The sequence below is a fragment of the Parasynechococcus sp. genome, assembly GCF_042954325.1.
In the GTDB taxonomy this organism is placed as follows: domain Bacteria; phylum Cyanobacteriota; class Cyanobacteriia; order PCC-6307; family Cyanobiaceae; genus Parasynechococcus.
The window spans coordinates 15,432-38,135 of sequence record NZ_JBGKDS010000028.1 but is presented as its reverse complement, the minus strand read 5'-3'; the positions used below and the strand labels follow the sequence as shown (position 1 = coordinate 38,135).

Sequence of the window (22,704 nt, the reverse complement as noted above, 5' to 3'; positions counted from 1 at the left end):
CGCCAACTCCTGAACCCGACACTGACACCGGTTTCATCATCGTCACCCCCACTCCTTCAGCCTCAGACGACAACGAAACCTCAGAGACAAATTCTCAAGAAGCGGTGGAATCACAAACCATCACCAACACCTCCTCCACTGAAACGGGGTCAGCTGCACTCGTCGAAAACTCCGGCAATAACGACAACCTCGTCACAGCAACACTTCCGCCAGGTGTCACCATCACCTCAGAAGGATCTGCCGTTGCTCAATCCACAAATCAGGCGCAGGAGTCCCTTGGTCAAGCCATCAGCGAGCGAGAAACATCAGCAGCTGGAGAAGAAGGCCTGATCCAACAGGTTGAAAGCTTCATCAACAGCCTGCCCAACACCACCAATCTCGATGTAAGGACCATCACCCCCACCTCTGTATCGACAGCACCGGGGCAACCCATCGTGATCACCGGCAGCAGCACAGCGGCACAAGGCGATTCTGAAAGCAACACCCAGACAGAAGCGTTCGTTATTGATCTCACCGAGATGCCCTCAGCTGCACCCACGCAGCTGCAGCTTCACAGCATCCATTTCGCCGTCATCTTCGGACCAGCTGTGATCACCGGTGGCACCGGCAGCAACGTCTTGATCGCCGATAACGCTCCCCAACGCATTGTTCTCGGAGAAGACAACGACACCCTCGATGGTGGTGGTGGCAACGACACCATCGGTTCGGCCGCTGGCGATGATCTCCTGATCGGTGGCAACGGTCGTGATCTCATCACCGGTGGGGCCGACAACGACACCCTCGATGGCGGAACCCAAGCCGACACCCTTGTTGGTGGATCCGGCAATGACGTCCTCTCCGGAGGAAGAGGGCGAGACACCCTTCGGGGCTCCTCGGGTGATGACATCCTCAAAGGGCAAGATTTCCACGATCGACTCAAAGGGGGCAAGGGCGACGACACCCTCTTTGGCGGCAAAGGCCGGGATGTGCTCATCGGTGGGAAGGGGGCCGACAGCTTCCGCCTCTCAGAGGGCAAGGACACCATCCGCGATTTCTCCATCGCCGATGGCGATCAACTCCTGATCAGCAACGCCATCGAGCTCACGATCGAACAGGTCGGCAACAACCTCCTGCTCAGTGACACCGACAAGGACATCAGCACCACCCTCAAAGGCGTTGCTCTCGATGACCTTCTGGCTCATCAGCCCGAACTGTTGGCCTGATCAACCCAACTGCTGGCTCAGGTCACCGTGGGAGGTCTTGGCCCAGACCAGACGTTTGGGCAAGACAGCCATCTTCAAGGTGACCCAGGGAATCACCACAAACCAATGGCCGAGATAAGCAATCGCCACCAGCAGATTCCATAACCCCGGCCGGGGGATCACCGGGCCGGCATGGTCCCCACGGCATCCGCGCCAGTAGGCCAGACCCGAAATGCTGAAGGCCACGAACGACAGCGGCCAGTAGGTCGGCGAGGAACGGGTGATCAGGCTGGTGACCAGGTCCATCAAGGACACCACCGGCAAGCAGTACTGGAGCAGGAAGAAGCAAGCCAAATCCCAACGTTGACGGCCAGTCAGCTGCGACGAGGTCAAGGTCGGCCAGTAGTCCAAGAATCGCTGCAGACCCCCCTCTGCCCATCGCTGCCGTTGCTTCCACAGCGCAGTCAGGCCAGGAACAGCTTCTTCCTGGACCGGCGGATTCCAGAGAATGCCGACCATCGCGCCGTGGGTCAGCAGCCGGAAACTGAGGTCGAGGTCATCGGTGACCGTGTCCTCGTTGAACCCACCACAACCCTCAAGGGTCTGGCGGTGGATCAACTGACCATTGCCGCGAAGTTCTGCCACACCTCCCCCGGCGAGGCGACCCTGCTGAATCACAGCATCCAGGGCCATCTCCATCGCTTGGGATCGGGTCAGCCAATTGCAGTCCGACTCGATCACGGCCTTCCGCAGCTGAACGGCACTCCAGCCCCCCTCAATGGCAAAAGGGACCAAGGTCTCGAGCAGGTCGTCCTGAAGTTGCGCGTCAGCATCGAGAACCAATAACCACTCACCACTCATCTGCTGAAGAGCGGTGTTCAACGCACCGGACTTGCCTCCACCGGCATTGCGCAGCCGATGAATCACCCGCAACTGCGGGTAGCGCTCCGCCAACCCGTCGAGCAGCTCAGGGGTTTGATCTTCGCTGCCGTCGTCGATCACCCAGATCGACAATCGCCCAGCCGGATAGCGCAGGTTGACCAACCTCTCCACGACGCGGCTGACCACCGCCTCTTCATCACGGGCAGCCACCACCACATCGAGACTGGGATAGCGCTCTTCAGTCCAGGGCTGGGCTGAGCCATCGGTGACAACTGTCTGACCGAGTGCGGCACGCATCACGGTGCGCAGGCCATATCCACCCAGCAACAACGCCAAGGTGAACGCGGGCCAGAGCGCCCGAATGTTGTCTAACCAGTGGGGAGCAGCCCCTGCACAACCGCAAACAACCAGGAAGGCCGCGGACTTCGCACGACGGTGGTCACCCTTGACGACGGTCGTGGTCATGCACCAACTCAGGTGGACAGGACTCTAAGGGGCCTGCACCGGAGCCTTCAACGGGCCATAAATCGTGCCTGGGTAGTAGTGCGACAGGATCCGTTCGGTGCTCCAGCCCCGATAGGCCAGCTGGATCGCTCCCGCCTGGGAAAGACCCGCCCCATGGCCAAAACCACCGCCCTGAAAGCTCCAACCTCCAGCCGCCGCAGGCTGCAGCACAAACAAGGTGCTGGGTAAACGGCGCAAGGTTCGCCGAATCCGATCCAGCCGCAACACCACAGGAGCCGCCTCACCAGCACCGGTGATCTCTAAAGCCAGCACGCGCCCGCTCACACCGCGCTCCGCCACCCGCAGCTGCACGGGGGCTTGTAACTGCCGACCCTCATCACCCAAGGCCTGAAGAATCTCAGCCGATCCATAGGACCGACTCCAGCGGAAACGCGGATGATTGGCGCCATAGGCACCCTGCCGGTCCTGAAGCAAACGCTGCACCGCCCTCGGATCGTTCAACGGCAAGGGATGCCGCTGCATCCAAGTCGCGTCGCCATCCGGACGGGCCGCCAGATAGGGAACCGCGGCCATCGACCAAGCTTCCGGACCACTGGCCATCACCCCACCGTTGCTGGCGTGATACACCGCGCTGATGGGCGCCCCCTGCCAACTGAGCACCCGGCCAGCCGTCGCGGAGATCGCCTGGCGCACGCTGGTCCCGGCGATGCGCGGATCGCTGTACACCTGGCATTGGGTGTCGCTGCACAGGTGATAGCCGTCGACAGCAAACCGATGGCTATTCGCCAATGCCCAGGTTCGTGCCAACACCGTTTGAGCCTGAAGGGCCGACTCAGGCGATGACGCGCCGATCTCATGGGGGACAACGCCCTCGAGATAGCGCTCTAGGGGAACCTGCTCCACCAGAGTCCAGCTCCCGTAGGCGTCGGGTTGCAGGCGAAACGGTCCGCGATAGACACCACGGCCCCAACGCAGGCCATCGGGGGCCTCGATCTGCAGCACTCCGTCAAGGGTGTGACCACCCTCCGGCATTTCAAGCACCGGGCGGATCACTTGGGTCACCGCCGTCGACCAGGAACGCACCGTCAAGCCATCGGGGACCGTCGCATCCGCTGGCGCCCACACCTCCCATTCCCCCGGATGGGCAACCAAAGCGTCCACGCCCATGGCGCGCCAGCGTTGCGCAACACGGTCCGCTGATTCAAAACTGGCGTAAGGGCCTGCCACGCGCCGTGCGAGCTGCTGTGGGGCTTGGGGCATGGCCTGCCAACGCAGCCGTACACGGGACGCACTCCAACGACGCCCACTGGCATCCCGCAGCTGAAGCGGAGCTCCGGCGCTGACCAATTCCAGTGCAGGTGCGTCCTGTTTGGCGCCGAGGTGATCCTCCAACGCCACCCACAACGTGGCGTTGGAGCTGGTCGCAGGCGGAGGCAGGGCAACGGACCGATGGGTCGGTGGCACAGCAGGCCTTGGTGCGGACAGGGGCGAGGACGATTCCTCGGACAGCCCACCCGACGGCTGAACCACTTCCCGGGCCCGGCAGCCCAGGGTCAAAAACAACAGCGCAGCCAGTGGGAGCAGCCGGAACACCAGACAGCAACGAAGCCGTTCCATCATGGCGTTGGTTCAGGAGAGGCAGGCAAGGGCGTATTGTTGTTGTTTGTGCCCGAACGAGCAGAGCAATGCCCAAGCTGAAGACCCGCAAAGCTGCCGCCAAGCGGTTCAAGGCAACCGGCACCGGCAAGTTCATGCGTCGGCGCGCCTTCCGTAATCACCTGCTGGACCACAAGTCCCCCAAGCAGAAGCGTCACCTGGGCACCAAGGCAGTGGTGGACCGCACCGACGAGGAGCGCGTAACCCTGATGATGCCTTACGCCTGAAGCAGTTTTCTGCTGTTTCGTTCGTTCCGACCTGACCTAATTCTTCCCCTTCATGGCCCGCGTTAAGAGAGGCAACGTCGCCCGTAAGCGCCGCAACAAGATTTTGCGGTTGGCCCGTGGCTTCCGTGGCAGCAACGGCACCCTGTTCCGCACCGCAAACCAGCGGGTCATGAAGGCGTTGTGCAACGCCTATCGCGACCGTCGCCGTCGCAAGCGTGATTTCCGTCGCCTTTGGATCGCTCGGATCAACGCTGCAGCTCGCATCAATGGCGTGAGCTACAGCCGTCTGATCGGTGGACTGAAAAAAGCCGACGTGCGTCTGAATCGCAAGATGCTGGCTCAGCTCGCTGTTGCTGATCCCACCAGCTTCACCAACGTCGTGACCGCCGCTAAGGGTTGATCGCACGGCTGTGAATCTGCTGCCCCAGACCTATCTCCTGGGCCTGGTTGGCCTACTTGCTGTCGTCGCCGTTCTCGCAGGTCGTCAAGTCCTGCGGGTTCGCGGCGACGAAATCAAATTGATGGAGCTGGAACAGGCTGGAGCGAGTAAATCCAGCCAAGCAGCTGATCTCTATGAACTCGCTTCGGTACAGCTGCGCAAACGGTTGTATCCACAGGCCACCGCCACACTGAAGCAAGCCGTAAAACGGCTGAATCAGGAGCCGGACGAAGCCAAAGCGCTGATTCAAAACGCCCTGGGCTTTGCTTTGGCCGCCCAGAAGGATTACGAGGGTGCGGTACGCCACTACAAACTGGCCTTGCGGGCCAAAAAGGATTATCCGGTTGCGCTGAACAATCTCGCCTTCGCGCAACAGAAACTGCTGGCTGACGAGGAAGCCATCAAGTTGTACGAGCAGACCCTGGTTCTTGAACCGGACAACAAAACGGCGAAGCAGGGCTTGAAGAAATTGCAGAAACGCCAAAAACCCTCCAGCTAAGCGCTGGAGGGCTGGAGGGTTGTCAATTTCGCCGATCAACGCCGTGTTATCACCAGAGTGGCTGCACGGGGGGTTGCTGGTCGCAGGAACTCAGGGCCAAACGACCACCGGTGCCCGTGGAAATGTCGGCACGGTTGATCAAGCGGGGGGCTTGCCAACTCGTCGGGCTGAATCCCTGTAAGCCGAGAAACACACCACCGGGCTCCAGGCCGGCAATCAGCGGATCCGCCAGAGGGATCAGATCCAATTGATCCGATTTGGCATGAAAATTGCCCTGAACCGGTGTGGACACTGCACCGATCTGCATGGTTCCGCGCAGATCCACCATCTGGCCCATCGGCTTCAGGCCAACGAGACTGAGGCGCACATCCACGGTGGGATTGCCATCAAACGGTTGAAAGGTTCCGCACCATTCGCGAGGCAGGCTGACGGCAAGATCGGCTGCGCGAGCGACCGGATCAAAACTTTCAACGGTTTTGCCTTCCACCTGCAAAGGAACCGACAGCTCAATGGGATCGAGCGGGAGCTGAGGATTGCTCTGGAACGGCACCTGGCTGCCGATCGGGAGATCCATGGCAAGCAGGAAAGGCATGGGGGACAAGGGATGATGGCAGCACGGTAGGGCCTATTGCTTACTCACGTCATGACGTCGACGACCCATCCCAGCGATCTCCTCACCATTGGCAACCGCCACTTCAGCAGCCGCTTGTTCACGGGAACTGGGAAATACCCCTCGATGGCTGTGATGCAACAGAGCATCGAACGCTCCGGGTGCGACATGGTCACGGTGGCCGTCCGCCGCGTCCAAAGCGTGGCAGCGGGCCATGAGGGGCTGATGGAGGCGATCGACTGGTCGAAGATCTGGATGCTCCCCAACACCGCCGGATGCACCGATGCGGAGGAAGCCATCCGCGTGGCTCGACTGGGCCGCGAACTCGCCAAGTTGGCGGGTCAGGAAGACAACACCTTCATCAAGCTGGAAGTCATTCCCGATAGCCGCCATCTCTTACCCGACCCGATCGGCACCCTGGACGCCGCCGAACAGCTCGTCAAAGAGGGATTCACGGTGTTGCCTTACATCAATGCCGACCCCTTGCTGGCCAAGCGGTTGGAAGAGGCCGGCTGCGCGACGGTGATGCCGTTGGGGTCCCCGATCGGATCCGGACAGGGCCTCAACAACGCCGCAAACATTGCTCTGATTATTGAAAATTCCAGCGTCCCTGTCGTCGTGGATGCCGGAATCGGCGTCCCGAGCGAAGCGGCTCAAGCGCTGGAAATGGGAGCGGACGCGGTTCTGGTCAACAGCGCCATTGCACTGGCAGGCGACCCCGGCGGCATGGCCCAGGCCATGGGGCAGGCCGTCGAAGCGGGACGACTCGCCTATTGCTCCGGACGCCTTCCCAAGCGGGCCCAAGCCTCCGCCAGCTCACCGACCCAGGGCCTGGTTTCAGGTAAAGACTCTTGAAGTGAAATGAAGCTGGCTTCATAAACCAAGGCACTGAGCAATTGGACTCATAAGGTCCGTTGAGTCTTGGAGAAGCCATGCAGGTCACCACCGAGGACGGCGGACGTTTGAACGCTTTCGCCAAGGAGCCCCGCATGGAGGTCATTGAAGCTGGAAGCAACCGTGGGCCCGGAACCCAGCTGATGCTGATCAGCGGCGCAGTGCTCGTGGTTGCCCTGATGGCGGTGACCGTTGTGATCAGCTGACCACGACGGGAAAAAATCCCTGTAGTAACTTGCCATCAGTGAGCACTTGCGCTCGTTCCTGCAGGAGTTTGGGGTGAAAGTTCTGGTTCTCGGCGGCGACGGCTTCTGCGGCTGGCCCTGTGCGGTGAACCTGGCCGATCAGGGACATGACGTCTTGATCGTTGACAACCTCAGTCGCCGCAAGATTGATATTGATCTTGAAGTCGAGTCGCTGACCCCGATCACCAACATCGGTGAACGGCTGAAAGCCTGGGAAGAGATCGGCGGTAAGCCCATGCGCTTTGTCCACATGGACATTGCCCATGAGTACCAGCGCCTGCTGGATCTGCTGCTTGAGGAGAAGCCCGACTCAGTGGTGCATTTCGCTGAGCAGCGGGCTGCCCCCTACTCGATGAAGAGCAGCGCCACCAAGCGCTACACCGTCGACAACAACGTCAACGGCACCCACAACTTGTTGGCCGCCATCGTTGAAAGCGGTCTTGATATCCATGTGGTGCACCTGGGCACCATGGGCGTGTACGGCTACGGCTCCCACCGCGGCGCCACCATCCCCGAGGGATACCTCAAGGTCGAGGTTCCTCAGCCGGACGGCAGCCGCTTTGAGGAGGAAATCCTGCACCCGGCCAGCCCTGGCAGCGTCTATCACATGACCAAGACGCTCGATCAGCTGCTGTTCCTCTACTACAACAAAAACGACAGCGTCCGGATCACCGACCTTCACCAGGGCATCGTCTGGGGCACCAACACCGATGCCACCGACCGGGATCCGCGCCTGACCAATCGCTTTGATTACGACGGCGATTACGGAACCGTGCTGAACCGCTTCCTGATGCAGGCGGCGATCGGTTACCCCCTGACCGTGCATGGCACCGGCGGGCAAACCCGTGCCTTCATCCACATCCGCGACTCGGTGAAGTGCGTGCAGCTTGCTCTCGAGAACCCTCCCACCAAGGGCGAGCGCGTCAAGATCTTCAATCAGATGACCGAAAGCCATCAGGTGGGTGAACTGGCCAAGAAGGTGGCGGCCCTCACCGGAGCCCAAGTCAACAACCTGCCCAACCCCCGCAACGAAGCGGTGGAGAACGATCTGATCGTGGATAACCGCTGCTTCCTGGAGCTTGGTCTCAACCCCACCACCCTCGATGATGGTTTGCTGAAGGAAGTGGTGGAAATCGCGACCCGCTATGCGGATCGCTGTGACCGCAACCGCATCCTCTGCACCTCGGCCTGGACCAAAACCCAAGCTGAGGCCATCGGCACCGCCTCCTGACGCAGGGCTCATCCTTGAAAATCGCCTTCTTCACCGAAACCTTCCTGCCGAAGGTCGATGGCATCGTCACTCGCCTCACCAAAACGGTGCGGCATCTGGTCGAAGCCGGTGATGAGGTGGTGGTGTTCTGTCCGGAAGGCTGTCCGGACGAATACATGGGTGCCCGGCTGATCGGCGTGCCAGCCATGCCGCTTCCCCTGTATCCCGAGCTGAAGCTGGCTCTCCCGCGACCGGCGGTTTCCGAAGCCATCGACGCCTTCCAACCGGATCTGATCCACGTGGTGAATCCCGCCGTCCTCGGCCTGGGAGGGATCTGGTTGGCCAAGAGCAAGTCGATCCCTCTCATCGCCAGCTACCACACCCATCTGCCCAAATACCTCGAGCACTACGGCATGGGCATGCTGGAGCCCCTGCTGTGGGAACTGCTCAAAGCCGCCCACAACCAGGCCTTGCTGAACCTCTGCACCTCGACCGCCATGGTGCAGGAACTCAGCGACAAGGGCATTCAGCACACGGATCTGTGGCAACGGGGCGTCGACACCGAACTGTTCCGCCCCGAGCTCCGCAGTCCGGCGATGCGTCAGCGACTGCTGGGCCAACACGATGACCAAGGGGCCTTGCTCCTCTACGTCGGTCGGCTCTCCGCTGAGAAGCAGATTGAACGCATTCGCCCCGTGCTCGAGGCCCTCCCAGAAGCTCGCCTGGCCTTGGTCGGCGATGGCCCGCACCGCCAACAACTGGAGAAATTCTTTGAGGGAACCGCCACCACCTTCGTGGGCTATCTCGCTGGAGAGGAGCTGGCGAGTGCCTACGCCAGCGGGGATGCCTTTCTGTTCCCCTCGAGCACCGAAACCCTCGGCCTGGTGCTGCTGGAAGCCATGGCAGCCGGATGCCCTGTGGTCGGGGCCAACCGCGGCGGCATCCCCGACATCATCACCGACGGAGTGAATGGATGCCTCTATGAACCCGATGGTTCAGACGGTGGTGCGGCCAGCCTGATCGAAGCCACCCAACGGCTGCTCGGCAATGATCTGGAGCGCAAGGCACTCCGGACAGCAGCCCGTACGGAAGCAGAGCGCTGGGGCTGGGCTGGAGCGACCGATCAGTTGCGGGGGTACTACCGCACCGTGCTCGACAAGGTCGACGCACTCTCGGCAGCCTGATCACGCCGGGTCTGAGACCACATCTCAAGCACTTTCTTCGCCATCGGCAGGGCATGGACTGATCCGCCCCCCGGGGTGTTCTGGGCGAAGGCCACCACCACAATCTCTCCATTGGGATAGGGCGCATAGGAGCCGAACCAGGCATGGTCGGGACCACCGGTGCTGTCTTCCGCCGTACCGGTCTTACCCGCCGCCGGGGGAATTCCCGGTCCATTGAGACCCGCACCGGTGCCTGATTCAACAACCTTGCGCAGACCCGCGCGAATCGTGGCCAACGTTGTGGGCTGCATCGGCACCTTGCTGCGATAACGGGGCGAGGTCCAATCGGTTGAGCCCTTGGCCAAATGCGGCGTCACCAACCAACCGCCATTGGCAAACACCGCGTAAGCACGGGCCAACTGCAACGGCGTGATCTGAACCACCGACTGACCGATCGACGCACTCGCCATGTCTTCTGGAATCCAGGGCACGGTGCCCGGAGTCGCCCAGCCCCGACCCTGCGCAGCCCAATCTTCATCCCCCACAAGACCAACACTTTCTTCCCAACCGATCTCGATGCCGGTCTTCTGCTGGAAGCCGAGCCGATCAGCGGCTTGCTTGAGCTCCCGAGAGCCCACACCAACACCCACCTGATAAAAAAAAGTATTGCTGGAGAAGCGCAGGGCATCGGCGTACCCAATCAGCCCAAATCCAGCACCGTTGTGATCGGGGAAGCAGTGTCCGCCATAGGTGATGCAGGCCGTGGTCTGCAGTTTGGTCTTGGCAGGAAACTGACCCGACTCCATGCCAGCCATCGCCGTCACCGGCTTCCAGGTGCTCCCCGGGTCATAGGGATTCATCGCCCGACTCAACAGCGGCTTCGCTGGATTGGAAAAGAGCGCGTCGTACTCCTTCTGCGTGGTGATCAGCTTGGAGAAGAAATTAGGGTCAAAGGTCGGCTTGCTCGCCATCGCCAGCACCGCACCGTCACTGGGATCCAAAGCGATCACGGCCCCGCCGGGCTTGTCCGCCAGCACCTGTTCAGCAACCCGTTGCAGATCCAGATCAAGGGTGAGTGTCAGATCCTTCCCAGCCACCGACGGACGATCACCGAGGTAGCGCTGGACCTCACCCATCGCGTTGACCTCCAACATCTGGCCACCCCACTGGCCGCGGAGATGGGACTCATAGGCCGCTTCGACCCCAGTTCTGCCGATCCGATCCCGAATTTTGTAGCCCTTCTTCGACAGAACCTTGAACTCGGATTCCGTGATCGGCTGGGTGTAGCCCAAGGCATGGGCAGCCAATGTTCCGTTCGGATAAAAGCGGAGGATGTCCACATCCACCTGTGCACCCAACAGTTCACTGGCCTGCTCACGGAAGCGCAGCACCTGCTGGGGCTTGAGATCCAGCACCAATGTGGTGCGGTAGCCATCCCGATCCACCCCGCGCAGGCGGCGCTCATCCAGCGTGTTCGCATCCAGATTGAGCAGAGCTGTCAGCCGATCACGCAGGGCTGGCCACTGCGCATCCGAGACCAAGCGGGGCTCCAGATACAGCGAATAAGTGAGCTTGCTCGACGCGAGAACACGACCCTTGCGATCCAGCAAGCGACCACGAATGGGCGAGCGCGGCACCAGCCGGATTCTGTTGTCATCCGCCAGTTCCCGGAAGCGCGGCCCCTCCAGCAACTGCATCCAAACCAGACGCGCCACCATCGCGCCGCAGAACATCAGCACCAGCAGGAGCAAAAGCAGCGGTTGCTGCCGCAGTCCGGTCTGACGGCTGACACTCATCGTCAACCGGAGGGATTGATCTTCAGGTGAGCACGGAGCTGATCCAAGCGGCCCTCAATCCGCTCCAAGGTTTCCAGCAGCGCCACGGTCTCATCCTCAGAGGGCTCAGGCTCGGGACCATCCACAGACACCGTCACCGGCATCACGGGATTGCCCAACCCCGGGCTGACCTGATCCAATTGGTCCCGCAGCGAACGGGCGGCTGGCTCACCTTCCTGGCGCAGGGCATCGAGCGAGCCCTCCACATTGCCGTTGAAGGCCTCCACCACTTTGGCGGGCCCCCCCTGTCGAACCCGATCGGCCATGGCCAGCCCAACGGGCAGGACATCCTGCATCAGGGTGAGACGAAGCTGATCCAGCGGATGATCCTCAGCCGATTGGTCCGCCATCGACACTCTTCAACGGAGTCCAGTCTGTCCTGAAGGAAGCGACAGTGTCGGGCACGCTGACTGACGGGCACCCATCGACCATCCAGCGAAGCCGGCGAGGACGATCAACATCACCAGTGGGACCAGGGCCTTCTGGGTGACATCCATCCGCACCCATTCGGACCAGGCCCGCAGCAATCGGGTGCGCTCAAAGCGACGATGCTCCCGTGTCGCCTCCCGCGTGCGACGTCGCAACGCCTTCTCGACCCAGCGCTCGAAGGCACGCTTTTTGGTGATGGTCATCTTGCGCTCAACCTCAAGCAGCTGCCCGGAACTGAGCTCGGGATGGAAGGTGCTGATCAGCTCGAGGCTCTTGAGGAACATTTCCACGACACCGTCGCGGATCGCCGTCTGTTGACCATCCAGCTGATGCCAGTCGAGCTCGGGGTAAAAGCGGTTGCGATTGATCTGAATTTGATCTTCGGTCAACTGACCGGGCTCACGCAGCCAGCGGTCGGTGTTGCTGTCGAAACGCCGCCAGTACAGGAAAGGATTGAGGTAAACGGTGCGACCAGCCAACTGAATGCTGTCCTGCTGCAAACGGCGCTGCAGCTGCAGATCCTGCTGTTGAGTCGTGGTCACAAACCATGCGCCGGTGGCCCAGAGTATCGAGCGGGATCAGGGCCCGCCAGAGGGTTCCTCAAGAATCCGCCAACGCCGGTCGCCTCGCCCCAGCATGGGGAAGCACATTGCCCTTCACGCGATAGCCATGACGACGCAGGAACCGGCAGAGGGCTGCCTGGTCGTCTGGAACAGTGATGTCGAAACGGCAAAAATTGGTTCGACCGGAGAAGTAGCGCTGCAGGTCTGCGTCATGGCGCATCCAGGCATCCACCCAGTGACGCTTGAGGTCATCGAGCGTCAAGGAGTGATCATCAAACGCCTGTTGCATCCGTTCGAGATAGGTGCGCGCGTATTTCCCCTTGCGGTGATGCAGACGTGACTCAACCCAGCGATTCACATCGCGGGTGTTGTACACAAAGCATGATCCTGGGTACTGAAGATCCAGCAACGGAAACAGGCGATAGGCATAGAACTCGCCGCAAAGTTCCATGTCGGTGTATCCGATGTACTCATCAATGCCATCCAATAACGGACGGGAAAAGGTGAAATTGGCCTGAATCCTGCGCGCGAGTCGTCCCTTGTCGTAGTGGATCGAGCTGTAACCGTTGGAGCGCAACAACTTGTGAAACGACCGCGTTCCACATTTGTTGTGCCCCACCAGAAAGACCTTCCCGGGTGATTGCCTGGCGCGCAGCGCTGACCACCAACCCGACAAGCGTGATGGAGATGCCGGTGTGTTGGTCACTCCCACTCGATGGTGCCGGGTGGCTTGCTGGTGATATCCAGCACAACCCGATTCACCCCCTTCACTTCATTCACAATCCGATTGGAAATGGTTTCCATCAGGTCGTACGGCAAGCGTGACCAATCCGCTGTCATGCCGTCCTCACTGGAGACGCAGCGCAACACGATCGGCCAGGCATAGGTGCGCTTATCGCCCATGACACCGACGGAGCGCACAGGCAGCAGAACGGCAAAGGCCTGCCAGATGTCGTGATAGAGCCCGGCCTCACGGATCTCCTCACGAACGATGAGATCAGCATCCCGCAAGCAATTGAGCTTCTCATCGGTGACCTCACCAAGGATGCGAATCGCGAGGCCCGGACCCGGAAAGGGGTGACGGCGAACAATTTCTTCAGGCAAGCCAAGACTGCGACCCACCTTGCGCACCTCATCCTTAAACAGCTTGCGGAGGGGCTCCACCAGCTTGAACTGAAGATCCTTGGGCAGGCCACCCACGTTGTGATGGCTTTTGATCTTCACCGCGACACGTTCGCCGGTCTTCGGATCAACATTGGTTCCGGCACTTTCGATGACATCTGGATAAAGGGTTCCCTGCGCCAAGTAATCGAAGGGGCCAAGCCGACGGCTCTCCTCCTCAAACACGCGGATGAACTCCGTGCCAATGATCTTGCGTTTGTCCTCTGGATCAGTCACCCCCGACAGCTTGCTGATGAAGCGCTGACGGGCATTGATGTACTCAACATTGATGTTGAATTTGCGATCAAAGAAGTCCATGAGGAATTCAGGCTCGCCCTTCCGCATGAAGCCCTGGTCGATGAACATGCAGGTGAGCTGATCACCGATCGCTTTCTTCAACAGAAAAGCAAGCGTCGATGAATCCACGCCGCCAGAGAGGGCGAGCAACACACGCTTCTCACCCACCTGCTCCCGCACCAGGGCCACCGCTTCCTCAATGAAGGCCGATGTGGTCCAGTCCGGCTCACAACCGCAGATGTGATAAACGAAATTGCGGATCATCGCCATCCCGCCGGTGGAATGGACCACCTCGGGGTGGAATTGCACGCCATACAGACGGCGCTGATGGTGCGCCACCGCCGCTTCCGGCGTGTTCGCCGTATGGGCCAGACGGACAAATCCATCCGGAAGAGCCTTCACCGAATCACCGTGGCTCATCCACATCGTTGATCCGCTGTCGACGTTGGTCAGCAGATCGGTGGGATCGTCCACCTCCAGCGGCGCCTTGCCGTACTCGGCCTTCCCTGTGGCCGCCTCCACGACCCCGCCCAGCTGCTGAACCATCAGCTGCATGCCGTAACAGACACCAAGCACAGGAATGCCCAGATCCCAGATGCCCGGATCGCACAGCGGAGCATGCTCGGCATAGACCGAACTCGGGCCGCCACTGAGAATGATCCCCTTGGGGGCCAGACGTCGCAACTCTTCAGCTGAGGTGCTGTACCCGAGCACCAACGAGAACACCTCGGTTTCACGAACCCGGCGGGCGATCAGCTCCGAATACTGGGAACCGAAATCAAGGATGACGATGGCCGGCTGACGCTGACCGTCGGACGTGGGCTGGGACATCAATCCAGGAATGTGTCGCGTTGCGACGACCGTCAATTCATCAGCGTAAAGAAGCGCTCAGCACCCACCCCCCGCCAACGGATCACACGGGCCCGATCAAAGAGAGCCGCGCCGATGCGAATCGACCAGTTGCCGTAGCGCGCGACATAGCGCTGGCTGCGGTCCTCCACCGTTCGAGCCAGCAACAGCCATAACCGCTGGGCCAGCTCGCCATCCTGCGCTGCAAGGGCCTGCAGGGCTGCTTCCACCGAGTCCGCCTGCAACACCAGCTGGAGCTGAGGAACGCTCAAACCGCAGCGCACCCCAAGTGCTGTGAGCACCTCAAGCCGGGCATCCGCCAGGTGGTGATGGGTGTGAAAAATGCCGCCGGCGAGTTTGACGAGCTTGCCGTGATAGCCGAGCAGCAACAGGTCGCTCACGCCGTTTTCGGCCGCTGCCACCAACACCGGACCCAGCCAGTTGCCCACCTTGAGATGGGGCGTCAGTCCATGTTGACGGGCCAAATCGAGACCGTTTTCACCAATCACGAGGGTCAGGCGACCGGAAAAAGCCGCAGAGGAACACAGCGCCTTGAGGGCATCCAGAACCTCCGCCAGCTGATCCGGGGCGGCACTGCGCTGCACCTCCGCTTGCATGCCGATCAGCGCCAGACCATCCACCACGCCGAATGCAGCATTGCTGGTGCGTTCCGCGAGCAGCTTTCCCCTGGGCAGCACCACCTCAAGCGCGATGCCGCGCTCAGCGGGGAGCAACGGCAACAGAGTGCGCTGCAACAGCCCCTCGGCATAGGGAGAAAGACACGCTGCCCCATCGGCCCCCAGACGGCCAACCCCTTCGCCGGGAAGGAGCCGAATCCGCTCACCGGCTCCGTCACACCAGGCCACCCGCACCCAAACTTCCAATCCCCTGGTGAGATCCAAGCCGGGACCTGGATCACAGTGGCCGATCGCCATCGCCGCCTGAGCACCCTCAAGACAGGCCGCCGATGTCACCGGAACCCGAGTCACCGTCGTGTCGTCATCCGCCAAACAAAGCGGTTGCTGGGGATCGAATGGTTGCCGCAGCAACGCACACAACGCGGCCCGCGCCGTTGCTGCCAGCCAAACCGGCAGGGTCAGTCCCTGAACGTGCTCGGAAACGATGGGCGCATGAGACGCTGGTTTCTAGATTCGCCGATTGGCATTCGTCGCGCCGTGCAGGACAAGCTCACCCTGATGATTCCGGGACCGACGCCGGTGCCCGAGACCGTCCTCAAAGCCATGGGACGCCATCCGATTGGCCATCGGAGCGGCGAATTCCAAGCGACGGTGCGTCGTACCACCGAACAGCTCAAGTGGCTGCACCAGACCACCGGCGACGTGTTGGTCATTACCGGCAGTGGCACCGCTGCGATGGAAGCGGGAATCATCAACACGCTGTCCCGCGGCGACAAGGTGATCTGCGGCGACAACGGCAAATTCGGCGAGCGCTGGGTCAAGGTTGCCCGCGCCTACGGCCTTGAAGTGGAGGTGATTCAGGCGGAGTGGGGCCAACCCCTCGATCCGGAGGCGTTCCGCTCAGCACTGGAAGCCGACAGCGCCAAGGCCATCAAGGCCGTGATCCTCACGCACTCGGAAACCTCCACCGGTGTGATCAATGACCTGGAGACAATCAGCCGCCACGTCAAAGCCCATGGAACGGCTCTGACCATTGCCGATTGCGTGACCAGCCTTGGAGCCAGCAATGTGCCGATGGACGCCTGGGGCCTCGATGTGGTCGCCTCTGGCTCACAGAAGGGATACATGCTTCCGCCCGGATTGAGCTTCGTGGCGATGAGTGATCGGGCCTGGCAGGCCTACGAACGCTCCGATCTACCCAAGTTCTATTTGGATCTCGGCCCGTACCGGAAAACGGCTGCGAAAGACAGCAATCCATTCACGCCGGCCGTGAATCTCTACTTCGGTCTCGAGGCAGCCCTCGAGATGATGCAAAACGAAGGGCTTGAAGCGATTTTCGCCCGTCATGCCCGTCACAGGGCAGCGGCCCAGGCCGGAATGAAAGCGATTGGCTTGCCACTGTTTGCGGCCGAGGGCTACGGCAGCCCAGCCATCACGGCCGTTGCTCCAGAGGGAATCGACGCTGAGGAACTTCGCAAGGCGGTCAAACAAAATTTCGACATTCTTCTGGCCGGTGGCCAGGATCACCTCAAAGGCAAAGTGTTCCGAATCGGACACCTCGGTTTTGTCTGTGACCGCGATGTGCTGACCGCGGTGTCCGCCATTGAAGCGACCTTGCAGTCATTAGGACTTCACAAGGGCACAATGGGAGCAGGTGTGGCCGCGACCGCCGCTGCACTGGGCTAACGAAAAGCCAGTTGGCGAGAGCGATCTCGCCGTCTGCGGGTGTAATTCAGTGGTAGAATGTCAGCTTCCCAAGCTGAACGTCGCCGGTTCGAATCCGGTCACCCGCTTGAAAGATTGAACGCTCAGGTTCTTGGCTTGATCAACTGAAGAACCTGAGGGCCAGTGGCCTTGGCGCGACGCTCCTGATCGAGGGCCTTAAGAATCAATGATCCCGAATCAGAAATTCGACCATCCACAGCGGCCAAGCGCGCTTGATCGTAAAAACGAGCAGCCGCGTCTAAATGCTTACTGCGCTGTTCTGCTTGAACAGCACTCTTAGCGAGAGTGAGAGTCACACTGCTGAGCCATCATCTTTGTCCGATGATAACGATAACAATAATGTCGACCAACCCAATTGGAACGAGATAAAAAATCGTCGCTTTATTGACAGTTCCGCCCGTTACTAAGGAAGCCTTTCAGCAGAGCCCAGTCAGGTGCCCGGTTCTTCAGCATTACCGCCCAGATCAGCAATTTGCAGCTTCAGAGCATCAACTCGGTTCTGATCACCACGGGCCTCAGCAACGGCGAGGGCGAATTCCAGCTTTTCGAGCCAATGGCCGCCCTCAATGAAGCCGGCACAGGTTGGGCGAGAGACAAAGCCTTGGGTGCGTGACTTAGCGGAAGAACAAGCACCTGAGGCAGTGATGGTGTGAGCCATAGTTGCCTTTCTTTTTATTTTGGCACCGAGGCTGGACTTATGCGGCGAGGTCCTCGTCTAAACACAGGTCTTCGTCTCTGGTCTCAAGCAGGGCGCGGGTATCCCGTAACTGCTGTTCAATGCCTTCAAGGGCAGCAAGCTCTTCATCTGCGACGTACTGCGCTGTCTTCTGCTGCTGCAACTGACGTTCCAAAGCCTCCTGACGCTGCTCCAGCTTGACCAGTTTTTGAGACAGCACAGCAATCGTCTCAGCCAGGTCTTCTGCCGTGCGGGTGATTCGGAACGAGACGGACGAGGACATCATCGAGAGCGGGCACTGGGCCGATGACAACACATGGATGGCTTCGGCTCAAGTTCAGACTGACAAGACCCTCTGATCTGCCATGCCACCCCTGGCCACATTGCTGATCTATTTGCTGGCAGGCACATGCCTCGGAATGCTGGCCCTTCTCACTGGGATTCCGGCCGCTCCCTTGGCCGGTGCATTGCTTGGAGCAGGGCTGGTGAGCATGAGCGGCCAGCTGGACACGGCAGCCTGGCCGGCGGGGACACGGACCGCGCTTGAAATCGGCATCGGCACGGTGATTGGCACCGGACTGACGAAAGCCTCACTGGACCAACTGCAATCGCTGTGGCGGCCGGCCATCCTGATCACTCTCACCCTGGTCTTGACCGGCATCGTGATTGGTCTCTGGAGCAGCAGACTGCTCGGCATCGACCCACGCATCGCACTGCTGGGTGCAGCACCCGGCGGCATCAGCGGCATGAGCCTGGTCGGCGCGGAATTCGGAGTTGGCGCCGCTGTCGCAGCGCTCCATGCCGTGCGCCTCATCACGGTGCTCCTGGTCCTGCCCGTGATCGTCCGTCTGGTGCTTCCACTCCAGCAGGGTTCGAGCTGAACCAGGCCTCGACAGCCTCAGTTCGACCGATACCTTTGGCCTAGTTATCGGTAGGCCCCATGCGTCGCAATGGCCAGCGTCTGACCCTCTGCACTCTTGGATTGATGAGTGCACTCGTCAGCCTGGCAATCCCTGCGCAGGCCGCCAGCAGCGACACCGAACAGAAAGGAGCACAGGTGTATTGCTTCATGCGCTCCAGTGGAAATGACCACACCGTGAGCTGGAACGCTGCCTACGCCCTGATCAAACGTCAGGGACGCGGTGTATTCAAAACCTCTCCAGAACATGCTTCTGTGATGATCACAGAAGCTGTGGTCCAGGATCCCGGCACGTATCCCGATTGCGGCAAGTTCCTTGGCGATCTGTTCGGCGGCAACACGTCATCCAGTGCTCTCCCAAGTTCCAGCTCAGCTCCCAGCGCCAATACGGAGCGGTACAGCTATTGAGTCGATCGCCCGGCGGTCGCTTCAAACCCTGGCAGTTCTGATTCTGTTCAGCATCAGCGCTTGCAAAACCAACGCGCCTGACCCCAAACAGGTCATGAACGACCTCGCTGGAGACAGCCTGCAGACCACCTGTCTGGACGGCGTCCGACAGGATCAATTGGACGTTGCCCTGCAACGTTGCAATCAATGGGTGACGTCACAGCCGGATCGAGCTGAAGCCTTGAGCGAGCGTTCGTTGATTCATCTGTTGCTCGGCAATCGCAGCGAAGCCTGCCAAGATCTCGCTCAGGCGCTCAAGCTGATCGAAAACGCAGGCTCCACCGACCGCTTGCTGAAGCATGAACTCATCGTTCGTCAGGCGGCCTGCAACACGGATCGAAGCAACGCAGGTAAAGGCTGACGCGGTAAAGACAGACGTCTGGGACCCAGCAACAATTCGATCCGCTCGGCCTTGCTGGCCACCAGGCCATCCACCAACTGATCAGCAGGTCCAAGCTGCAACCAATGGGAGGTGAGCCCACCTTGCATCCCCAGACGATGGCAGCGGTCTTCCGCCTGGTCGACATCACCCGGGGTCCAAGGTCGCTCCAGCAGCACCACATGGTTGGCTCGATGCATGGTGAAGCCGACCCCTCCGGCACCGAAGGTCGCCAAGAGAAGGTCCTTTTCTCCTGTCTGGAAGCGATCAACGGAATCCTGCCGCTCCGAGGGTTTCTGCCGGCCGGTCAGCAACTCCCCGCCGATCTGAGCCTGAAGCAGCACCAAGGGCTGCACAAATGCACTGAACACAACAGTGGGCTGCTGACGTCGATGCAGCCCCTGCACCAAATCACGGACGGCTGGCAACTTGAATTCAGCCGCAATCCGACGCCAGGCGGTCAGCACAGCCAAAAATTCAGCATCCGATCGAACCGCGCCCTCCCGCGCCCTGCGGCGGTAGTCCTCGACCACCAGATCGATCCGATGCTCAAAGCCGAGTGACTCCGCTGCCGACAGCTGAATCACAACATCCCGTCGCTGTTTTGGCGGAAGGTCGAGGAGTTGCGACTTGCGACGGTGAAGGATCAGAGGCTTGGTCAGAACACGCAGCTCCTTGAGCTGACTGGCACCGGCGGCGTGCCAACGCTTCTGACCACTGCGCTCGCTCCAATGACCCTGGCAATAACGCTCCTCAAATTGGCGCTGATCCCGAGCGATCGGATGATCCATGGCCGCAAGCAAGGGAAACAGCTGGGAAGGACGCCCGTTTTTCATCGGGGTTCCGGTCAACATCCAAATCGCCCGCAGGCGTGGATGCCGAGCCAGACGCAGCAGAGCATTGGTGCGCTGGGCCTTCAGGGTCTGCGCGTAATGGGCTTCATCCACCACCAGCACAGTTCCAGCGCGAGGTAGCTCCTGAGGCAAGCGCGCCCAACTGACCAGCTCAATGGGCAGATCGAGCGCCGATGCTTCCCGCGACCAGTGGGGATGCAGGCCAACGGGAGCGATCACCATGACTCGCACGTCAGCACAGCGCACCATCGAACGAGCCGCCAACAGGGCGGTCAACGTTTTGCCTAAGCCCATCTCATCGGCAAGGACCGCACCACGACGGGCCAGCAACCATCGCGCCCCACTGCGTTGATGGCTCAGGGGCAACCGACCATCCGCAAGGGCATCGGTCAGGCTCGCGGCACGGACCAGCTCGCGGTGCGGCGGTAACGGCGGCAGCGGCAAGCGGGACCAGTGCAACCACTGCATCAAGGCATCAGTGATGGCAAACCGAGATCCCAGCTGCTGTTGAAGAACAGAGGACGCTGAGAGAGGAAATTCCCAACCCTGATGGGATCCGACCCATCGCCCACGGGGACGAATCCGACGCAACTGGGCTTGAGTCACAGCATCGAACGGACTGACCACACGAATCAGCCCGGACGCGGACAAATCCAAGTAACAGCGGGGAGCGCCCTGGTTCGTGGTCAATACCCCACAAACAATCACTCTAAGGACACCAGCCAGGAAAGCAAGAGCTCGATGAACGAAGGCAAAATCTGCCTACAAAACAATAAAAATGCAGCGCTCGACACATTGACGCAGCTGACGTTCGGGCCAGAATTCCAGCAACCGAGAACCTCGGATGCATAACAGGGACGCAGTCTTTCTTGACGAACTTTGTCCCAAATTACGTGTCCGACGGTGGCGACAATCTCTCCATACTTTTACTGGCCAGAGTTGCATTTATTGCGGCAAATCTTCCGAGTCCATTGATCATGTCCTCCCCCGCGCCAAGGGAGGGTTAAGCGTCACCGAAAACTGCGTCCCAGCTTGCTTGTCCTGCAATGGACGCAAATCCGATTCCGACGTTTTCGATTGGTATCGGCAGCAGCGCTTCTACGACCCCAGGCGCGCCATGGCCATACGAGCCTGGATGGATGGCGACCTACGCCTTGCTCGACGCCTGCTGGACTGGGCTGAACCGAAGCCAAACACCGGCCCAAAAACGACGGACGATCCGGGCCTGACCTTCCAGACCGCCTAATTCAGGCTGCAACCCTCGAAGCCTTACCAAACGCGGCAGGCCTCCACCGTGTTGTGTCGCTGGCAGATCGAGGCCTGCTCAACGGGCTCTTCCGGGGCCAGCAGCAGGGCAGACACGATCAAAGCACCGACCAGAACACCGCGAACCGGCAGTCCGGGAGCATGGAGGGAACGAGACCCGGAACGATGGAGACAGGAGCTAGCCACGGAGCAGGACAACAACTAATACATCTGTACTGATGCTTTCCGAGCTTGTCAACCGCAGCCGCGCTTTACCTGCAGGATCAAAACTGCTGATCCTTGGGGCCGGATACAGCGGTTCCACCGTTGCAGCACTGACGGAAGCCCTTGGCACGCCTGTTCTCAGGACCCGGCGTCAGCCAGACGGCAACGCCAACACGCTGCCATTCGACAGCACCAACGGCATCCGCCCCACCCGGGAGGATCTGCAAGGTGTCACCCACGTGCTCAGCACAATCCCCCCGGAACGCAACGGTCAGGATCCCGTCCTGAGCCAGCTCTTGGCTGATCTCCTGACCCTGCCCCTGAACTGGGTTGGATACCTCTCAACAACCGGGGTCTACGGGGATCACAACGGCGATTGGGTGTCGGAAACCACAGAGGCGACACCCGGCCAAGAACGCAGTCAACGCCGACTGGCCTGCGAAGACGCCTGGAGGAACTCCGGACTTCCGGTGCAGATCCTTCGCCTCCCTGGCATCTATGGACCGGGGCGCTCGATCCTTGCCAACCTCCGCGATGGACGAGCCCGTCGAATCATCAAGCCCGGTCAAGTCTTCTGCAGAATTCACGTGGAGGACATCGCCGGCGCCTGCCTGCACCTGATCCACGCCGCAAACAGAGGAGAGCGCCCCAGCCTCGTCAACATCGTCGATGACCATCCGGCTCCGAGCCACGAACTTCTCGACTTCGCCGCCGAGCTACTCGATCAGCCACAGCTTCCATCGGAAGACTTCGCAACAGCCAGCACCGGGATGAGTGCCATGGCCCAATCGTTTTGGGCAGAGAACCGTCGCGTCAGCAACACCCTGCTCTGCAAAACGCTCGGCTACCGCCTCCTGCACCCGAATTTCCAAGCCGGACTCCGCGACTGTTTCCTGCAGGATGCGATCAAGATGACGACTCGGAGCCGTCAGGATCCCCGATCATCCAACGGTTGAAATCAATCGGCTGAGAGTTCTTCAGCCCAGGAAGA

The 22,704-nt window shown here is 60.5% G+C and carries 27 protein-coding genes and 1 tRNA gene; 15 read left to right on the top strand and 13 right to left on the bottom strand.

Going from position 1 to position 22,704, the window contains the following annotated elements:
• The coding region (locus ACGVKB_RS04655) for a calcium-binding protein (protein WP_392350106.1) at positions 1 to 1,202 on the top strand (1,202 nt) is incomplete at its 5' end.
• On the opposite strand, the gene ACGVKB_RS04650 is transcribed toward ACGVKB_RS04655, so the two are convergent.
• Positions 1,203 to 2,528 (bottom strand): glycosyltransferase, encoded by a 1,326-nt coding sequence (locus ACGVKB_RS04650; RefSeq protein WP_392350105.1) that lies wholly within the window; start codon positions 2,526 to 2,528, stop codon positions 1,203 to 1,205. It abuts the gene before it with no gap.
• A 24-nt stretch (positions 2,529 to 2,552) separates the two neighbouring features.
• Entirely contained in the window at positions 2,553 to 4,145 is a 1,593-nt protein-coding gene (locus ACGVKB_RS04645) for a SpoIID/LytB domain-containing protein (RefSeq protein ID WP_392350104.1), read from the bottom strand.
• Positions 4,146 to 4,213: 68 nt separating this feature from the next.
• Here ACGVKB_RS04645 and rpmI point away from each other — a divergent pair, with 68 nt between their 5' ends.
• The 3 genes from rpmI to ACGVKB_RS04630 are packed head-to-tail and all read left to right on the top strand — an operon-like array spanning position 4,214 to position 5,349.
• Positions 4,214 to 4,411 carry a 50S ribosomal protein L35 gene (gene rpmI, locus ACGVKB_RS04640; RefSeq protein WP_392346647.1) on the top strand — a complete coding sequence of 66 codons (198 nt, stop codon included), beginning with the start codon at positions 4,214 to 4,216 and terminating at the stop codon, positions 4,409 to 4,411.
• A gap of 52 nt (positions 4,412 to 4,463) precedes the next feature.
• Positions 4,464 to 4,811 (top strand): 50S ribosomal protein L20, encoded by a 348-nt coding sequence (rplT, locus tag ACGVKB_RS04635; RefSeq protein ID WP_392346649.1) that lies wholly within the window; start codon positions 4,464 to 4,466, stop codon positions 4,809 to 4,811.
• Positions 4,812 to 4,821: 10 nt separating this feature from the next.
• A complete protein-coding gene (locus tag ACGVKB_RS04630) occupies positions 4,822 to 5,349 on the top strand; it encodes a hypothetical protein (RefSeq protein WP_392346651.1) in 528 nt (175 codons plus the stop codon).
• A gap of 49 nt (positions 5,350 to 5,398) precedes the next feature.
• Here the strand turns inward: ACGVKB_RS04630 and ACGVKB_RS04625 are convergent, their stop codons facing one another.
• Entirely contained in the window at positions 5,399 to 5,941 is a 543-nt protein-coding gene (locus ACGVKB_RS04625; protein WP_392346653.1) for a hypothetical protein, read from the bottom strand.
• A 51-nt stretch (positions 5,942 to 5,992) separates the two neighbouring features.
• Here ACGVKB_RS04625 and ACGVKB_RS04620 point away from each other — a divergent pair, with 51 nt between their 5' ends.
• From ACGVKB_RS04620 to ACGVKB_RS04605, 4 genes are all read left to right on the top strand, one after another.
• Positions 5,993 to 6,814: a thiazole synthase gene (locus ACGVKB_RS04620; RefSeq protein WP_392350103.1), complete on the top strand. Its 822-nt coding sequence runs from the start codon at positions 5,993 to 5,995 to the stop codon at positions 6,812 to 6,814.
• A 77-nt stretch (positions 6,815 to 6,891) separates the two neighbouring features.
• Positions 6,892 to 7,059, top strand: coding sequence for a photosystem II assembly protein Psb34 (gene psb34, locus ACGVKB_RS04615; protein WP_392346657.1), 168 nt, complete (start codon positions 6,892 to 6,894; stop codon positions 7,057 to 7,059).
• 73 nt (positions 7,060 to 7,132) lie between these two features.
• Complete coding sequence (locus tag ACGVKB_RS04610; RefSeq protein ID WP_392350113.1) at positions 7,133 to 8,329, top strand: NAD-dependent epimerase/dehydratase family protein; 1,197 nt, start codon at positions 7,133 to 7,135, stop codon at positions 8,327 to 8,329.
• A 14-nt stretch (positions 8,330 to 8,343) separates the two neighbouring features.
• A complete protein-coding gene (locus tag ACGVKB_RS04605; protein ID WP_392350102.1) occupies positions 8,344 to 9,492 on the top strand; it encodes a glycosyltransferase family 4 protein in 1,149 nt (382 codons plus the stop codon).
• On the opposite strand, the gene mrdA is transcribed toward ACGVKB_RS04605, so the two are convergent.
• From mrdA to cbiD, 6 genes are all read right to left on the bottom strand, one after another.
• Positions 9,447 to 11,267 carry a penicillin-binding protein 2 gene (gene mrdA, locus ACGVKB_RS04600; protein ID WP_392350101.1) on the bottom strand — a complete coding sequence of 607 codons (1,821 nt, stop codon included), beginning with the start codon at positions 11,265 to 11,267 and terminating at the stop codon, positions 9,447 to 9,449. The two genes, ACGVKB_RS04605 and mrdA, sit on opposite strands and share 46 nt — an antisense overlap.
• Positions 11,268 to 11,269: 2 nt before the next feature.
• Complete coding sequence (locus ACGVKB_RS04595) at positions 11,270 to 11,656, bottom strand: hypothetical protein (protein WP_392350100.1); 387 nt, start codon at positions 11,654 to 11,656, stop codon at positions 11,270 to 11,272.
• A gap of 9 nt (positions 11,657 to 11,665) precedes the next feature.
• Positions 11,666 to 12,277: a hypothetical protein gene (locus ACGVKB_RS04590; RefSeq protein WP_392350099.1), complete on the bottom strand. Its 612-nt coding sequence runs from the start codon at positions 12,275 to 12,277 to the stop codon at positions 11,666 to 11,668.
• Positions 12,278 to 12,335: 58 nt separating this feature from the next.
• Positions 12,336 to 12,917, bottom strand: coding sequence for a sulfotransferase (locus ACGVKB_RS04585; protein ID WP_392350112.1), 582 nt, complete (start codon positions 12,915 to 12,917; stop codon positions 12,336 to 12,338).
• An 83-nt stretch (positions 12,918 to 13,000) separates the two neighbouring features.
• Entirely contained in the window at positions 13,001 to 14,587 is a 1,587-nt protein-coding gene (guaA, locus tag ACGVKB_RS04580) for a glutamine-hydrolyzing GMP synthase (RefSeq protein WP_392350098.1), read from the bottom strand.
• Positions 14,588 to 14,619: 32 nt separating this feature from the next.
• Entirely contained in the window at positions 14,620 to 15,729 is a 1,110-nt protein-coding gene (cbiD, locus tag ACGVKB_RS04575) for a cobalt-precorrin-5B (C(1))-methyltransferase CbiD (RefSeq protein WP_392350111.1), read from the bottom strand.
• 51 nt (positions 15,730 to 15,780) lie between these two features.
• On the opposite strand from cbiD, the gene ACGVKB_RS04570 reads away from it, so the two are divergent.
• Both ACGVKB_RS04570 and ACGVKB_RS04565 read left to right on the top strand, forming a co-directional pair.
• Positions 15,781 to 16,929, top strand: a complete 1,149-nt coding sequence (locus ACGVKB_RS04570) for a pyridoxal-phosphate-dependent aminotransferase family protein (RefSeq protein WP_392350110.1) — start codon at positions 15,781 to 15,783, stop codon at positions 16,927 to 16,929.
• Between the two features lie 35 nt (positions 16,930 to 16,964).
• Positions 16,965 to 17,036 (top strand) — tRNA-Gly (locus ACGVKB_RS04565).
• Positions 17,037 to 17,398: 362 nt separating this feature from the next.
• Here the strand turns inward: ACGVKB_RS04565 and ACGVKB_RS04560 are convergent.
• Entirely contained in the window at positions 17,399 to 17,626 is a 228-nt protein-coding gene (locus ACGVKB_RS04560) for a hypothetical protein (RefSeq protein WP_392350097.1), read from the bottom strand.
• A gap of 37 nt (positions 17,627 to 17,663) precedes the next feature.
• Positions 17,664 to 17,927 carry a chemotaxis protein gene (locus ACGVKB_RS04555; protein WP_392350096.1) on the bottom strand — a complete coding sequence of 88 codons (264 nt, stop codon included), beginning with the start codon at positions 17,925 to 17,927 and terminating at the stop codon, positions 17,664 to 17,666.
• A gap of 82 nt (positions 17,928 to 18,009) precedes the next feature.
• Here ACGVKB_RS04555 and ACGVKB_RS04550 point away from each other — a divergent pair, with 82 nt between their 5' ends.
• From ACGVKB_RS04550 to ACGVKB_RS04540, 3 genes are all read left to right on the top strand, one after another.
• The gene (locus ACGVKB_RS04550; RefSeq protein ID WP_392350095.1) at positions 18,010 to 18,525 is read left to right on the top strand and encodes an AbrB family transcriptional regulator; all 516 of its coding nucleotides are present in this window, start codon (positions 18,010 to 18,012) and stop codon (positions 18,523 to 18,525) included.
• A 104-nt stretch (positions 18,526 to 18,629) separates the two neighbouring features.
• Positions 18,630 to 18,971, top strand: coding sequence for a DUF6554 family protein (locus tag ACGVKB_RS04545; protein ID WP_392350094.1), 342 nt, complete (start codon positions 18,630 to 18,632; stop codon positions 18,969 to 18,971).
• A 94-nt stretch (positions 18,972 to 19,065) separates the two neighbouring features.
• Positions 19,066 to 19,371, top strand: a complete 306-nt coding sequence (locus ACGVKB_RS04540; RefSeq protein ID WP_392350093.1) for a hypothetical protein — start codon at positions 19,066 to 19,068, stop codon at positions 19,369 to 19,371.
• On the opposite strand, the gene ACGVKB_RS04535 is transcribed toward ACGVKB_RS04540, so the two are convergent.
• Complete coding sequence (locus ACGVKB_RS04535; protein WP_392350109.1) at positions 19,326 to 20,894, bottom strand: SNF2-related protein; 1,569 nt, start codon at positions 20,892 to 20,894, stop codon at positions 19,326 to 19,328. The two genes, ACGVKB_RS04540 and ACGVKB_RS04535, sit on opposite strands and share 46 nt — an antisense overlap.
• A gap of 193 nt (positions 20,895 to 21,087) precedes the next feature.
• Here ACGVKB_RS04535 and ACGVKB_RS04530 point away from each other — a divergent pair, with 193 nt between their 5' ends.
• A complete protein-coding gene (locus tag ACGVKB_RS04530) occupies positions 21,088 to 21,489 on the top strand; it encodes an HNH endonuclease (RefSeq protein WP_392350092.1) in 402 nt (133 codons plus the stop codon).
• A gap of 23 nt (positions 21,490 to 21,512) precedes the next feature.
• Here ACGVKB_RS04530 and ACGVKB_RS04525 read toward each other — a convergent pair whose 3' ends face one another.
• Entirely contained in the window at positions 21,513 to 21,695 is a 183-nt protein-coding gene (locus ACGVKB_RS04525; RefSeq protein ID WP_392350091.1) for a hypothetical protein, read from the bottom strand.
• 32 nt (positions 21,696 to 21,727) lie between these two features.
• On the opposite strand from ACGVKB_RS04525, the gene ACGVKB_RS04520 reads away from it, so the two are divergent.
• The gene (locus ACGVKB_RS04520; protein ID WP_392350090.1) at positions 21,728 to 22,669 is read left to right on the top strand and encodes an SDR family oxidoreductase; all 942 of its coding nucleotides are present in this window, start codon (positions 21,728 to 21,730) and stop codon (positions 22,667 to 22,669) included.
• Positions 22,670 to 22,704: the final 35 nt, after the last annotated feature.